This is a genomic window from Streptomyces sp. 184, from assembly GCF_045781775.1.
Classification (GTDB): Bacteria; Actinomycetota; Actinomycetes; order Streptomycetales; family Streptomycetaceae; genus Streptomyces.
The window spans coordinates 1,360,547-1,375,305 of sequence record NZ_CP123230.1 but is presented as its reverse complement, the minus strand read 5'-3'; the positions used below and the strand labels follow the sequence as shown (position 1 = coordinate 1,375,305).

Annotated in this window: 11 protein-coding genes; 4 read left to right on the top strand and 7 right to left on the bottom strand. The window is 70.7% G+C overall.

Annotated elements, in window-relative coordinates; translation table 11 throughout:
• Nucleotides 1-16 precede the first annotated feature (16 nt).
• From QBL21_RS05990 to QBL21_RS05960, 7 genes are all read right to left on the bottom strand, one after another.
• Nucleotides 17-1,099: an ABC transporter ATP-binding protein gene (locus tag QBL21_RS05990; RefSeq protein ID WP_407560937.1), complete on the bottom strand. Its 1,083-nt coding sequence runs from the start codon at nt 1,097-1,099 to the stop codon at nt 17-19.
• Nucleotides 1,086-2,093 (bottom strand): ABC transporter ATP-binding protein, encoded by a 1,008-nt coding sequence (locus QBL21_RS05985; RefSeq protein WP_407560936.1) that lies wholly within the window; start codon nt 2,091-2,093, stop codon nt 1,086-1,088. The genes QBL21_RS05990 and QBL21_RS05985 overlap by 14 nt, the downstream gene beginning before the upstream one ends.
• A gap of 7 nt (nt 2,094-2,100) precedes the next feature.
• Nucleotides 2,101-3,063: an ABC transporter permease gene (locus tag QBL21_RS05980; protein WP_407560935.1), complete on the bottom strand. Its 963-nt coding sequence runs from the start codon at nt 3,061-3,063 to the stop codon at nt 2,101-2,103.
• Nucleotides 3,056-3,979, bottom strand: a complete 924-nt coding sequence (locus QBL21_RS05975) for an ABC transporter permease (RefSeq protein ID WP_407560934.1) — start codon at nt 3,977-3,979, stop codon at nt 3,056-3,058. Before QBL21_RS05975 ends, QBL21_RS05980 begins: the two co-directional genes overlap by 8 nt.
• A 67-nt stretch (nt 3,980-4,046) precedes the next feature.
• Complete coding sequence (locus QBL21_RS05970) at nt 4,047-5,693, bottom strand: ABC transporter substrate-binding protein (RefSeq protein ID WP_407560933.1); 1,647 nt, start codon at nt 5,691-5,693, stop codon at nt 4,047-4,049.
• Nucleotides 5,694-5,880: 187 nt separating this feature from the next.
• Nucleotides 5,881-7,770 (bottom strand): translational GTPase TypA, encoded by a 1,890-nt coding sequence (typA, locus tag QBL21_RS05965; protein WP_407560932.1) that lies wholly within the window; start codon nt 7,768-7,770, stop codon nt 5,881-5,883.
• Between the two features lie 128 nt (nt 7,771-7,898).
• Nucleotides 7,899-10,208: an ABC transporter family substrate-binding protein gene (locus tag QBL21_RS05960; RefSeq protein ID WP_407560931.1), complete on the bottom strand. Its 2,310-nt coding sequence runs from the start codon at nt 10,206-10,208 to the stop codon at nt 7,899-7,901.
• Nucleotides 10,209-10,563: 355 nt separating this feature from the next.
• Here QBL21_RS05960 and QBL21_RS05955 point away from each other — a divergent pair, with 355 nt between their 5' ends.
• From QBL21_RS05955 to QBL21_RS05940, 4 genes are all read left to right on the top strand, one after another.
• Entirely contained in the window at nt 10,564-10,854 is a 291-nt protein-coding gene (locus QBL21_RS05955) for a hypothetical protein (protein WP_407560930.1), read from the top strand.
• Between the two features lie 120 nt (nt 10,855-10,974).
• The gene (locus QBL21_RS05950) at nt 10,975-11,808 is read left to right on the top strand and encodes a hypothetical protein (protein WP_407560929.1); all 834 of its coding nucleotides are present in this window, start codon (nt 10,975-10,977) and stop codon (nt 11,806-11,808) included.
• Between the two features lie 41 nt (nt 11,809-11,849).
• Nucleotides 11,850-13,838: a fumarate reductase/succinate dehydrogenase flavoprotein subunit gene (locus QBL21_RS05945; protein WP_407560928.1), complete on the top strand. Its 1,989-nt coding sequence runs from the start codon at nt 11,850-11,852 to the stop codon at nt 13,836-13,838.
• Nucleotides 13,835-14,662: a succinate dehydrogenase/fumarate reductase iron-sulfur subunit gene (locus QBL21_RS05940; protein WP_407560927.1), complete on the top strand. Its 828-nt coding sequence runs from the start codon at nt 13,835-13,837 to the stop codon at nt 14,660-14,662. The genes QBL21_RS05945 and QBL21_RS05940 overlap by 4 nt, the downstream gene beginning before the upstream one ends.
• The last annotated feature ends 97 nt before the right edge of the window (nt 14,663-14,759 follow it).

The window sequence follows — 14,759 nt, the reverse complement described above, 5'->3', positions numbered from 1 at the left end:
GATTCGCCCCGTCGGCCTACCGGCCCGCCCCCGGCTCCTCGTCGTCCTCCCGCTCCGCCGCGAAGTGGCAGGCGGACGGGTGCACCACCGCCCCCTCCGCCTCCCGGAACCACGGCGGCACGTCCAGCGCGGGATCCTTCTCCGCGCACACCGGCTGCGCCTTCCAGCACCGCGTCCGGAACCGGCACCCCGACGGCGGGTTCGCCGGCGACGGCACGTCGCCGCTGAGCAGGATCCGCTCCCGCGTCTCCCGGTCCTCGGGGTCCGGCACCGGCACCGCCGAGAGCAGCGCCTGCGTGTACGGGTGCGTGGCGTGCTCGTAGATCGCCTCGTCCGTGCCGGACTCCACGATCCGGCCCAGGTACATCACCGCGACCCGGTCGGAGATGTGCCGGACCACGGACAGGTCGTGCGCGATGAAGATGTACGACAGGTGGAACTCGTTCTGGAGCCGCTCCAGCAGGTTCACCACCTGCGCCTGCACCGAGACGTCCAGCGCCGAGACCGGTTCGTCCGCGACGATGATCTCCGGCCGCAGCGCGAGCCCGCGCGCGATCCCGATCCGCTGCCGCTGCCCGCCGGAGAACTGGTGCGGGTAGCGGTTGATGTGCTCGGGGTTGAGCCCGACGACGTCCAGCAGTTCCCGGACCCGCCCCCGCCGGCTGCCCTTCGGCGCCACCTCGGGGTGGATGTCGTACGGCTCGCCGACGATGTCGCCGACGGTCATCCGCGGGTTGAGCGAGGTGTACGGGTCCTGGAAGACCATCTGGATGTTGCGCCGCACCGCCCGCAGCGCGCGCCCGGACAGCCGGGTGATGTCCTCGCCCTTGTACCGGATCCGGCCGGCGGTCGGCCGCTCCAGGTTGACCAGCATCTTGGCGATGGTCGACTTGCCGCAGCCGGACTCCCCGACGATGCCGAGGGTTTCGCCGCGCCGCAGGTCGAAGGAGACGCCGTCGACCGCCTGCACCGCGCCGACCTGCCGGTGGAAGACGATCCCCTGGGTGAGAGGGAAGTGCTTGACGAGGTCGCGCACTTCGAGGATCGCCTCGCCACCGGCCGCCTCCGGCCGGACCTCGGTCACCTCAGGGCTGGTCATGAAGCTGGTCCTTCCAGAAATGGCATGCGCTCCCCCGCCCGGCGAGAGGTCGGCCCGTGTCGTCCGTCACCTCGTACAGCGGCGGGCGGTCGGTCAGGCAGATGTCCTGGGCGCGCGGGCAGCGGGGGTTGAAGGGGCAGCCCGGGGGGATGGACAGCAGGCTGGGCGGGGTGCCGTGGATGGCGCTCAGCTCCTGGCCCTTCTGGTCCAGCCGCGGGATGGAGTCCAGCAGCCCGCGGGTGTACGGGTGCGCCGGCGCCTTGTACAGGTCGTGGACCGGCGCCGTCTCCATGATCCGGCCCGCGTACATCACCGCGATCTTGTCGGCGACGTCCGCGACCACGCCCAGGTCGTGGGTGATGAGGATGAGCCCCATCCCCGTCTCGTCGCGCAGCTCCGCCAGCAGGTCCATCACCTGCGCCTGCACGGTCACGTCCAGGGCCGTCGTCGGCTCGTCCGCGATGATCAGCTCCGGGCCGAGCGCCAGCGCCATCGCGATCATGATGCGCTGCCGCATGCCGCCGGAGAACTGGTGCGGGTAGTCGTCGACCCGCTCCCGGGCGGCCGGGATCCGTACCCGCTCCATCAGCTCGATCGACCGGGCCCGCGCCTCCGACCGGCTCGCGCCGCGGTGCACGCGGAACATCTCGCCGAGCTGGAAGCCCACGCTGAGCACGGGGTTGAGCGACGACAGCGCGTCCTGGAAGATCATCGCCATCCGCTCGCCGCGCACCCGGCGCCGCGCCTCGCGGCCCAGCGTCAGCAGGTCCTCGCCCTGGAAGAGCACCTGCCCGCCGGTGACGAACCCGGGGGGCGTGTCCAGGATGCCCATCACGGCCTGCGCGGTGACGGACTTGCCCGAGCCGGACTCGCCGAGCACCGCCAGCGTCTCGCCCGCGTCCACGCTGTACGAGACGCCGTTGACGGCCTTCGCCACCCCCTCCCGGGTGCGGAACTCCACCTGTAGGTCGCGGACGTCGAGCAGCGCGGTCACGGGCACCTCACCTGAGCTTCGGGTCGAGCGCGTCGCGCACCGCGTCGCCGAGCATGATGAACGCCAGCACGGTCAGGCTCAGCGCCCCGGCCGGCCACAGCAGGGCGTGGGGCGCGTTGCGGATCTGCTGCGAGGCGGTGGAGATGTCGCCGCCCCAGGAGACGGTCGGCGGCTTCAGGCCGACGCCGAGGAACGACAGGGTCGCCTCCAGCGCCACGTACGTACCGAGGGCGATGGTGGCGACGACGATGATCGGCGCGATCGCGTTGGGCAGCACGTGCCGCAGCATGATGCGCCCGGTGGACGCGCCGAGGGTGCGGGCGGCCTGGACGTAGTCGTTCTGCTTGGCCGTGATCACCGAGCCGCGCGCGATCCGCGCCACCTGCGGCCAGCCCAGCAGCACGATCAGCCCGATCACCGGCCAGACCGACCCGCTCTTGATGACGGAGAGGAAGACCAGGCCGCCCAGCAGGATGGGGATGCCGAAGAACACCTCGGTGATCCGGGAGAGGACCGCGTCGCCCCAGCCGCCGAAGTAGCCGGCGAGGCCGCCGAGTACGGTGCCGATGACGGCGGCGCCGAGGGTGGCCAGGGTGCAGACGGTCAGCGAGGCGCGGGCGCCGTAGACGGTGCGGTTGTAGACGTCGCAGCCCTGGCTGTCGAAGCCGAAGGGGTGGCCGGATTCGGCGCCGAGGTTGCGCTTGGCGATGTCGCAGTCGTACGGGCTGCCGGTGGCCACCACGCTGGGCCACAGGGAGATGAAGACCAGGAAGAGGATCAGCAGCCCGGAGACGACGAAGACGGGGTTGCGGCGCAGGTCCTGCCAGGCGTCGGACCACAGGCTGCGGGCCGGCTGGTCCGTCCCGGCGGTGCCGCCGGCCTCGGCCTGGAGGATGTCGCTGCCGGGCAGCGACTCCGCCTCCTGGGTCGCGATGTCCGCCCGCTGCTTCTCCTCGTAGCGCTCAGGCATAGCGGATCCGGGGGTCGAGGACCGCGTAGAGCACGTCCACCAGCAGGTTCGCGAGCAGGTAGACGATGACGAGGACGGTCACGAAGCCGACGACCGTGGGCGCGTTCTGCCGCAGCACGCCCTGCCAGAGCTGGTAGCCGACGCCCTGGATGTTGAAGATCCGCTCGGTGACGATGGCGCCGCCCATGAGGTTGCCGATGTCGATGCCGAGGAAGGTCACCACCGGGATCAGGGAGTTGCGCAGCAGGTGGCGGACCGTGATGCGGCGGCGCGGCAGGCCCTTGGCGACGGCGGTGCGGACGTAGTCGGCGCGGGCGTTCTCGGCCACGGAGGTACGGGTCAGCCGCGTGGTGTACGCGAGCGAGACCAGCGCCAGCACCACCGCCGGCAGGATCAGCTCGTTCCACGGCGCCCCGGGGGACACCGCGGGCTTGACCCAGCCCCACTTGACGCCGAGGAGGTACTGGAGCACGTAGCCGGTGACGAACGTCGGGATGGAGATGACGACCAGGGTGGCGAAGAGCACCCCCGTGTCCACCGCCCGGCCGCGCCTGAGGCCGGAGACCACGCCGAGGGTGACGCCGATGATCATCTCGAAGAGCACGGCGAGCAGGGCGAGCCGGACGGTGATCGGCCAGGCGCTGCGCATCAGGTCGAGCACCGGCTGGCCGTTGAACGCCCGGCCGAAGTCGCCGGTGAAGATGTTGCCCATGTAGAGCACGTATTGCTGCCACAGCGGCTTGTCGAGGTTGAGGTCCCGGCGGATCTGCGCCGCGGTGGCGGGGTCGGGCGCCCGGTCGCCGAACATGGCGGCGACCGGGTCGCCGAGCGCGTACACCATGAAGAAGATGAGGAACGTGGTGCCGATGAACACGGGGATCATCTGAAGCAGCCGCCGGATCACGTAACGGCCCATCGGCGCCCCTCCTCTCCTCGCGTGCCCGCTCCTTCCGTCCCTGCCGCGGCGGTCCGCCGCGCGTGCACTACTTGACCTTGACGTCCGGGTAGTAGGGCACGCTGAAGGGGTCGAGGAAGACGTCGGTGACGCGGTCGGAGTGGCCGGCGATGCCGTTCTGGTACCACAGCGGGATCGACGGCACGTCCTTGGCGAGCAGCCGCTCCGCCTCCTTGTACTTGTCGACGGCGGCGGCGGTGTCCTCGGCGGCGTTGGCCTGGTCGAGGAGGTCGTCGAACTTCTTGTTGCTGTACTCGCCGTCGTTGGAGGACGCGCCGGTGTAGTACGTGGGCGCCAGGAAGTTCTCGATCAGCGGGTAGTCCATCTGCCAGCCGGAGCGGAACGGGCCCTTGAACTCCCGGTCCACGACCTGGGTGCGGAAGTCCGCGAAGGTGCCGACCGGGTTGACGACGCAGGCGTTCTCCTTGTCGAGCGTCTTGTTGATGCTGTTGCAGACCGCGTCCATCCACTCCTTGTGGGAGCCGGTGTCGACGTTCGAGGAGATGGTCAGCTTGCCGCCGGGGAGGCCGCCGGCGTCCTCGATCAGCTTCTTGGCCTGCTTCGGGTCGTACGTGCACAGGTCGCCGCAGATCGTGTCGTCGAAGCCGCCCTTCTCGCCGATGACCGGGGAGGTCCAGTCCTTGGCGGGGATGCGGGTGTCGTTGTAGATCTGCTTGGTGATCTGCTCGCGGTCGATCGCCATGGAGATCCCGCGGCGCAGGCCGGCCTTGTCGGCGCCGGACCAGGCGTCGTCGTAGAGCGGGTAGGCGAGGGTCTGGATGATGCCGGCCTTCTGGTTGATGAAGCGGTCGCCGAGGTCGCTCTCGGCGTTGGCGAGCTGGCCGGCGGGCAGCTCGTCGGAGATGTCGAGGTTGCCGGCCTGGAGGTCGGTGTAGGCCGTGTTCTGGTCGGTGTAGACCTTCAGCTCGATGCCGTCGTTCTTCGCCTTGTCGTCGCCCTTGTACTTCTTGTCCTTCACGAGCTTCATCGACGTGCCCTTGGAGTACGAGTCGATCTTGTACGGGCCGTTGCCGACGGGCTTGTCGAGGTAGGCGTCGTGGTCGTCGAAGAACGCCTTCGGCAGCGGCGCGAAGGCCGGGTAGCCGAGGGTGTCCGGCCAGATGGCGAACTTCTGCGAGAGCTTGACGGTAAACGTATGGTCGTCCACGACTTTGAGCCCGGAGAGCTGCTGCGCGCGGGGCTCGGCGTCCTCGGCGGTCGGGTGGACCTCGTCGTAGCCGTCGATGTACTTGAAGAAGCTGCTGTTGACCTGCTGGTTCTTGATGTTGGCCGCGTAGTTCCAGGCATCCGTGAAGGACTTGGCGGTGACCGGCTCGCCGTTGCTGAACCGGAAGCCCTTCTTGACCTTGACGGTCCAGTTCTTCTGGTCGTCGCTCTCGATGGACTCGGCGAGCATGTTCTTCGGCTCGGCGGTCTTCGGGTCGTACACGACGAGCCCGCGGGTGATGAGCTTGAGGACCTTGCCGCCCTGGACCTCGTTGACGTTCGCCGGCTCCAGCGGACTCTGCGGGTCCCCCCACTGCGCGGTGACGGTGCCGCCGCCCCCGCCCGACGAACCGCCGCCGCCGTCACCGCTGTCACTGCCGCAGCCGGTCGCGGCGAGCGCGGCGCAGACGGCACAGGCCGTCCACGAGGCGCGGGTGGCTCGACGCATGGTGCCTCCCAAGAGTCCCAAGTATCACTTAAGTGACATAAGACCCCATGGGGGACGCCCGCGCTCCCGGTGGCACGCCATCGGGGGAACACAACCCCCCGGATGGAGCGCGCGCCGCACGCCCGGTCCGGAGGGCTTCCTCTGCTACGTACGACCCGCGCGCCGTCCGTGCGTCCCGCGCGCCGCCCTACGCGTGCTTGGCCCGCGAGGCGGCCCGCGCGCGCTCGCGCCCGTCCAGCGCCACCTTGCGGATCCGCACCGTCTCCGGCGTGACCTCCACGCACTCGCCGTCCCGGCAGAACTCCAGCGACTGCTCCAGCGACAGCTTCCGCGGCGGGACGATCGACTCGGCGATGTCCGCCGTCGAGGACCGCACGTTGCTGAGCTTCTTCTCCTTGGTGATGTTGACGTCCATGTCGTCGGAGCGGGAGTTCTCCCCGACGATCATGCCCTCGTACACCTCCGTACCCGGCTCCACGAAGAGCGTCCCGCGCTCCTGGAGGTTCGTCATCGCGAACGCCGTCACCGCGCCCGTCCGGTCCGCGACCAGCGACCCGCTGCTGCGCGTACGCAGCTCGCCGAACCACGGCTCGTGGCCCTCGAAGATCGAGTGCGCGATGCCGGTGCCGCGGGTCTGGGTCAGGAACTCCGTACGGAAGCCGATGAGCCCGCGCGAGGGGACGACGAACTCCATCCGCACCCAGCCGGAGCCGTGGTTGGTCATCGTCTCCATCCGGCCCCTGCGGGCGGCGAGGAGCTGGGTGATCGCGCCGAGGTGCTCCTCCGGGGCGTCGATCGTCATCCGCTCGACGGGCTCGTGGACCTTGCCGTCGATCTCCTTCGTGACCACCTCGGGCTTGCCGACGGTCAGCTCGAAGCCCTCCCGGCGCATGGTCTCCACCAGGATCGCCAGCGCCAGCTCACCGCGGCCCTGCACCTCCCAGGCGTCCGGCCGCTCGGTGGGCAGCACGCGCAGCGACACGTTGCCGACCAGCTCGCGGTCCAGGCGGTCCTTGACCAGCCGGGCGGTGACCTTGTGGCCCTTGCCCTTCCCGCCGCCGATGCCCTTGCCCACCAGCGGCGAGGTGTTCGTCCCGATCGTCATCGAGATCGCCGGCTCGTCGACCGTGATCAGCGGCAGCGCGACCGGGTTCTCCGGGTCCGCCAGGGTCTCGCCGATCATGATGTCGGTGATGCCGGCGACCGCGCAGATGTCGCCGGGCCCGGCGAGCTGAGCGGGGCGGCGGGTGAGCGCGTCGGTCATCATCAGCTCGGTGATCCGCACGTTCTGCACGGTGCCGTCGCGCCTGATCCACGCGACGGTCTGCCCCTTCTTCAGCTCGCCCTGCTCCACGCGCAGCAGCGCGATGCGGCCGAGGAAGTTGTCGGCGTCGAGGTTCGTCACGTGCGCCTGGAGCGGCGCGCCCTCGTCGTACGACGGGGCCGGGACGTAGTCCAGCACGGTGGAGAAGAACGGCTCCAGACTGTCGCTGTCCGCCGGCACCGTGCCGTCCTCCGGCTGGGTCAGCGAGGCGATGCCGTCACGGGCGCAGGCGTAGACGATCGGGAACTCGATCTGCTCCTCGTCGGCGTCGAGGTCGAGGAAGAGGTCGTACGTGTCGTCCACGACCTCGGAGATCCGCGAGTCGGGCCGGTCCGTCTTGTTGATGCACAGGATCACCGGCAGCCGCGCCTGAAGCGCCTTGCGCAGCACGAACCGGGTCTGCGGCAGCGGTCCCTCGGAGGCGTCCACCAGCAGCACGACGGCGTCGACCATGGACAGCCCGCGCTCGACCTCGCCGCCGAAGTCGGCGTGGCCGGGGGTGTCGATGATGTTGATCACCACCGGGTCGCCACCGCCCTTGGGGTGGTACTTCACCGCGGTGTTCTTCGCGAGAATGGTGATGCCCTTCTCGCGCTCCAGGTCGCCGGTGTCCATGACCCGGTCGTCGACGGACTGGAGCTGGTGCTCGGCGAAGGCGCCGGCCTGCTTGAGCATGGCGTCGACCAGGGTGGTCTTGCCGTGGTCGACGTGGGCGACGATGGCGACGTTGCGGATGTCCTGGCGCGTCGGCATGACTGGGCGGTGCTCCCGAACTAGAGGGGGTCAGCCGGGCGATTCGACCACGGCCGTCCTATCGTACGGGCCCTCTCCGACATCGCCGCGCGCGCCGGGTGCCGCCGGCCGGCCGGCCCGGTCCGCCGTCAGTTGCGGTAGCCGATGTCCTGGTAGCGGGGGGTGGCGAAGCCGAAGGCGCCGGCGTTGGCGAGGTTGCGGTCGGTGGCGACCAGTTGGGGGCGCTGGTAGAGCGGGATCGAGCCGGCCGCCGCCCAGATGCGGGCGTCGGCGCGGGTCAGCAGTTCCTGCGCGGCCTCGTCGTCCAGTTCGGCGACCGCCTGGTCGAAGAGCTGGTCGATCTCGTCGGTGCCGACCCGGGTGTAGTTCTGCTCGACGACCAGGGAGCCGTCGGGGGACGGCACCGGCTTGGCGTAGATCGGGCGGGCGTCGGTGGCCGGGTAGGGGGTGCCGGGCCAGGAGTAGAGCGCCATGTCGTACTCGCCGGCCGCGATGTGGTCCCTGAAGTAGCCGGCCTCCCCGGCCTCCACCACCTCGGTCCGTACGCCGATGTTGTCCATCATCCTCACCACCCGCGAGGCCACCGACCGCAACTGCTCCGTGCCCGGCCCCTGCGGCACCACGAAGCGGAGCGTCAGGGGCTTGCCGTCCTTGACGAACGGGCGCTGCCGCGGCGGCTGCGCCACGCTCGTCTCCCGCTCGGCCAGCGCCGCGCGCGCCAGCCGGGCCGCCTTCACGGCCTTCTTGTACGGCTTCGAGGACTTGCCGTGCTTCGCCGCCGCCGCCCACAGCTCCGCCTGCCGGCCCAGCGCGACGTTCTGCGCCTGCGCCGGCCGCGTGACCGACAGCGGCAGGTCGTACGTCGGCAGCAGCGCCGCAGCCGGCTTGTCGTCGCCGGAGCGCGCGCCGTCGGCCCGGTCGCGGCCGTCGCGGCCGTCGCCGTCGCCGGTGCCCTTCGCCTCCGCCTCCGCCGACCGCGGGCCGCCCTTCCAGCCCGCCTCCGCCAGCAGCTTCTGCGCCGCCATCACGTCCTGCGGGCCGAGCGCGCCGCTCTGGTCGCTGTAGCCGGGCTGGCCCGGCATCAGCAGGTGGCTGCCGAGCGGCTTCGCCGGCAGGCCGTGCGGGCCGAGGACGCTGCGCGCCAGCGTGCCGCGGTCCACGGCGCGGGCGACGGCGCGGCGTACCCGCTCGTCGGCGAGCGGGCCCGCGCTGCCGTTGAGCGCGAGCTGCGTGTACGCGGGCTCCAGCGCCCGGTGCACGGTGTACGGGCGCGGGCCGGCCTTCGGCAGCGTGACCAGGTCCGCCGGTTTGCCGTCCTGGGCCCGGTCGGACCTGGCGACCTGCACCGTGGCCGCCGCGGCCCGCTCGGCGCGGGCGGCGTCCAGGGCCTCGTCCCGTTCGACCTCGGCGATGTCGAGCCGGCCGGCCTTCAGCGCCTTCTCCCGCCCGGTGCCGCGCGGCAGCTCCTCGAAGACCAGGCGGTCGAGGAGGGCACGGTCGCCCCACCAGCGGGGGTTGCGCACGAGGGTCACGGACGTCGGCTCGCTCGCGGCGGCCCCGTCCCGCCTCCCCTTCTTCCCGCCGTCCTTCTCCTTCTTCTCCGACTTCTTCTCCGACTTCTTCTTCTCCGCCTTGCCGTCCTTCTTGCTCTTTCCGCTCTTCTCCGCCTTCTTGCCGTCCTTGTACGTCCCGCTCTTCCTGTCCTTCTTCTTCTCGCCCTCGTCGCCCTTGACGTCCTTGACGTCCTTGACGTCCTTGACGTCCTTGACGTCCTTGATCATGAACGGGCCCGCGACCTCCGGCAGCCCGGTCCGCGCCCTTTCGTTGAACGCCTCCGGCGTTTTCGTCACGCTCATCGGGTACAGCGGCGAGAACAGCGCCTGCCAGTCCGCGTACGGCTCCTCGAAGACGACCTCCACCTCGCCCGGCTCCTCGCCGGCCCCGACCGACTCGATCCGGTCGTACCCGGCGTTGCGCGCCGTCCAGTACGCGGTGTCCTCGCCGTTGAGCGCCAGCCACTGCGCCTCGAAGTCCTCGGCCCCGATCGGCCGCCCGTCGCTCCACACCGCCCGCGGGTTCAGCCGGTAGACCACCCGCTGCTCCGGGGTGCGCTCCACGACCTCCGCGCTCTCCAGGTAGTCCGGGTCGGCCGCCGGCCGGCCGTGCTCGTCGAGGGTGAACAGCCGCGGCAGCACCGCGCCCGCGACGCGGTCGGTGGCGTCGCCCGCGTCGGCCTGGAAGACGTTGAACGTCTCCGGCGCCGCGTCCACGGCCCAGCGGACCGTGCCGCCGGGCCGGAGCTGCTCGCGCGAGACGGCGGTCACGTCGTGCGCGGCGCCGGCGGCGTTGTCCGGGGAGGTGTCGCAGCCCGCGAGGGGCAGGGTGACGCCCGCCGCGATCAGCGCGGCGGCGTAGCGCCTGCGGCTGTGAAGGGACATGCGCGATACCTCCGTGATGCACACTTTCGGCGCATTTGCCGCTCATCACACTTCTCTTGCCCCGCCACCTAAAACGAGCCCGCCCCCCGCCCAGGGGCGACACGGCGGGCGCGCCGCGCAACGCAACCCGTCCGGCCCAGCCATCGGGAGATCGGCCCGTGTGTTTTCCGTACACATCGGCCGGATCCAGCCCCGTACGTCACCCCAGCAGGGGGAAATCCGCAGATCTCTTCCCAAGCGAGCGCGGGACGCGCGACACTTCCCCCCACAGCGCCCTGAGCGCGTCTTCGCCGTGCGCGGAGACCGCGCGAGGGGCACCGTCAGCACCGCCCGACCGAAGACGTGAGGGCATGTCATGACCCTGAACGAAGAACTGACCGCAGCACAGCGTTCCGTCGACGATCTCGTACGCACCGTGAGCCGCCTGGAGCAGCGCATGGGCACCGGCGCGCTGGAGTTGCGCCGGGTGCGGACCGACGCCGACCACCTGCGGGAGTCACTCGCCCTGCTGCGCGAGGTCTCCGCCCAGGGACCGGAGAAGGAGGGACCGACCCTGGTCCCGATTCCGGACCAGCCTTACGACCACACCCTGTGGCGGGACGCCGACGACGAGGGACTCGGCGCCGGCGGCCGGCACGCCCCATAGCCGGGCTGCCGGACCACCCCCGCCCGCGCCCGCGCGCCGGGGCCCCGTCAGGCCCCGGTCCGCCGACGCACCCTCCGTCCCTCCCCCGACCCCACTACTCCCGTCCTGCCGGAGAAGACCTTGGCCACCGGAACAACCGAACGCCCACCCAGCCCCGACCAGCCGGGCGGTGTCCGCGCCCCGGGCCGGGCCGCGATCGCGGCCCGCCATCTGCGCACCGACCGCTGGTGGGTGCAGCCGACCGCCACCGTCGCCGGGCTGCTGGCGTTCATCGTCTACTCGACCTGGCGCGCCCTCATCAACGACGACTACTACGCGGCGCCCTACGTCTCACCGTTCTACTCGCCCTGTCTGGGCTCCGACTGCGTGGACATGAAGGGCGGCCCGAACTTCGCGCTCTTCGGCGACTGGTGGTTCATGTCCCCGGCGGCGATCATCCTGATCTTCCCGCTGGGCTTCCGGCTCACCTGCTACTACTACCGCAAGGCGTACTACCGCGGCTTCTGGGCGTCGCCGCCCGCCTGCGCCGTCGCCGAGCCGCACAAGACGTACACCGGCGAGACCCGCTTCCCGCTGATCCTCCAGAACCTGCACCGGTACTTCTTCTACGCCGCGCTCGCGGTCGCCGCGATCCTCACGTACGACGCGATCCTCGGCTTCCGCAACAGCGAGTACGAGTGGGGCCACATGGGCCTCGGCACCATCGTGCTCTGGATCAACGTCGTGCTCATCTGGCTCTACACCATCTCCTGCCACTCCTGCCGGCACATCGTCGGCGGCCGGCTCCGGCACTTCTCCAAGCACCCGCTGCGCTACCGCGCCTGGGGCTGGGTGGGCAAGCTCAACGAGCGCCACGCGCAGCTTGCCTGGGCGTCCCTGATCAGCGTGGGGCTGGCCGACCTGTACGTGTACCTGGTGGCCTCCGGCGCATTCGACGACCCGGTGCTGTTCTGAGGCGCAGCGAGCCGACCGATGGGAAAGGCGAAGCACAGAAAATGACGCAAGTCGAACGGCAGCAGTGGGACGTCGTCGTGATCGGTGCCGGGGGCGCCGGGCTGCGGGCGGCGATCGAGGCCCGTGAGCAGGGCCTGCGCACCGCCGTGATCTGCAAGTCGCTCTTCGGCAAGGCCCACACCGTGATGGCGGAGGGCGGCATCGCCGCCAGCATGGGCAACGTCAACGCGGGCGACAACTGGCAGGTGCACTTCCGCGACACCATGCGCGGCGGCAAGTTCCTCAACAGTTGGCGGATGGCCGAACTGCACGCCAAGGAGGCGCCGGACCGCGTCTGGGAGCTGGAGACCTGGGGTGCGCTCTTCGACCGCACCAAGGACGGCAAGATCTCCCAGCGCAACTTCGGCGGCCACGAGTACCCGCGCCTCGCCCACGTCGGCGACCGCACCGGCCTCGAACTGATCCGCACGCTCCAGCAGAAGGTCGTCTCCCTCCAGCAGGAGGACTTCAAGGAGAGCGGGGACTACGAGTCCCGGATCAAGGTCTTCCAGGAGTGCACGGTCACGCGCATCCTGAAGGCGCCCGACGGCCGGGTCTCCGGCGTGTTCTACTACGAGCGCGAGTCGGGCCGGTTCTTCGTGATCGAGTCGCCGGCGGTGGTGCTGGCCACCGGCGGCATCGGCAAGTCGTTCAAGGTGACGTCCAACTCCTGGGAGTACACCGGCGACGGGCACGCGCTCGCGCTGCTCGCCGGGGCGTCGCTGATCAACATGGAGTTCGTCCAGTTCCACCCGACCGGCATGGTCTGGCCGCCCTCGGTCAAGGGCATCCTCGTGACCGAGTCGGTCCGCGGCGACGGCGGTGTCCTGCGCAACAGCGAGGGCAAACGCTTCATGTTCGACTACATCCCGGACGTCTTCAAGGAGAAGTACGCCCAGAGCGAGGACGAGGGCGACCGCTGGTACGAGGACCCGGACAACAACCGGCGCCCGCCCGAGCTGCTGCCCCGCGACGAGGTGGCGCGCGCCATCAACTCCGAGGTCAAGGCGGGCCGCGGCTCACCCCACGGCGGCGTGTTCCTGGACGTCTCCACCCGGCTGCCCGCCGAGGAGATCAAGCGCCGGCTGCCGTCGATGCACCACCAGTTCAAGGAGCTGGCGGACGTCGACATCACGGCCGAGCCGATGGAGGTCGGCCCGACCTGCCACTACGTGATGGGCGGCGTGGACGTCGACCCCGACACGGCGGCGGCGCTGGGCGTGCCCGGTCTCTTCGCGGCCGGCGAGGTCGCCGGCGGCATGCACGGCTCCAACCGCCTGGGCGGCAACTCGCTGTCGGACCTGCTGGTCTTCGGGCGCCGCGCGGGCCTGCACGCGGCCGAGTACGCGCGCGGCGCGGCAGGCTCCGGCGCCGGTCCTGCGGAGATCGACGAGGAGCAGGTCGCGGCGGCGTCGGCGGAGGCGCTGCGCCCGTTCAGCGCGGAGGCCGACGCCGGTGACGCGGCCGGCGCGGCGGGCGGGGACGGCGGCGCCCGGCCACCGGAGAATCCGTACACGCTCCACCAGGAGCTCCAGCAGTCCATGAACGACCTGGTCGGCATCATCCGCCGGGAGGGCGAGATGAGCGAGGCCCTGAACCGCCTCGGCGACCTTCGGGTACGTGCCCGCCGCGCCGGCGTCGAGGGCCACCGGCAGTTCAACCCCGGCTGGCACCTCGCGCTGGACATGCGGAACATGCTGCTGGTCAGCGAGTGCGTGGCGCGCGCGGCCCGGGAGCGTACCGAGTCCCGCGGCGGCCACACCCGCGACGACCACCCGGCCATGGACCGCGACTGGCGCAAGCAGAACCTGGTGTGCCGCCTCGCCGACCCGGCCGGCGGCGCGCTGCCCGGGAGGGACGTCCCCGACCCCGAGCGGGGCCAGATCCGGCTGGAGAAGCGCGAGATGCCGCCGATCCGGCCCGACCTGCTCGACCTCTTCGAGAAGGACGAGCTGGTGAAGTACCTGACGGACGAGGAGCTGACCGAGTGACCACGGCACCCACCACCGGCACGGGCACACCGCCCCCCGGGGAGCAGCCCCCCCAGGCCCCCCACCTCGCCCACTTCAGGGTCTGGCGCGGCGACACCGAGGGCGGCGGCCTGGAGGACTTCAAGGTCGAGGTGAACGAGGGCGAGGTCGTCCTCGACATCATCCACAGGCTCCAGGCCACGCAGGCCCCGGACCTGGCCGTGCGCTGGAACTGCAAGGCGGGCAAGTGCGGCTCGTGCAGCGCGGAGATCAACGGCCGCCCGCGGCTGCTGTGCATGACCCGGATGTCGGTGTTCGACCGCGAGGAGACCATCACGGTCACCCCGCTGCGCGCCTTCCCCGTGGTCCGCGACCTGGTCACGGACGTGGGCTTCAACTACGAGAAGGCCCGTGAGATCCCCTCGTTCGTGCCGCCGGAGAAGCTCGCGCCCGGCGAGTACCGGATGCAGCAGGAGGACGTGAACCGCTCGCAGGAGTTCCGCAAGTGCATCGAGTGCTTCCTGTGCCAGGACACGTGCCACGTGGTCCGCGACCACGAGGAGAACAAGCCGGCCTTCGCCGGCCCGCGTTTCCTCATGCGGGTCGCGGAGCTGGACATGCACCCGCTGGACGCGGCCGGGGACGAGGGTCTGGACCGGAAGACCACGGCGCAGGACGAGCACGGCCTGGGGCTGTGCAACATCACCAAGTGCTGCACCGACGTCTGCCCGGAGCACATCAAGATCACCGACAACGCGCTGATCCCGCTCAAGGAGCGGGCGGCCGACCGCAAGTACGACCCGCTGGTGTGGCTGGGGAACAAGATCTTCCGCCGCAAGGAGTGACCGCCTGACCCGGCCGTCGGCCGGATAACCACCGGTCGGACCAATGACACGGGCAGCAAGGTACTTGTTGCCCGTGTCGCGGTTCCGGAATGCTCCA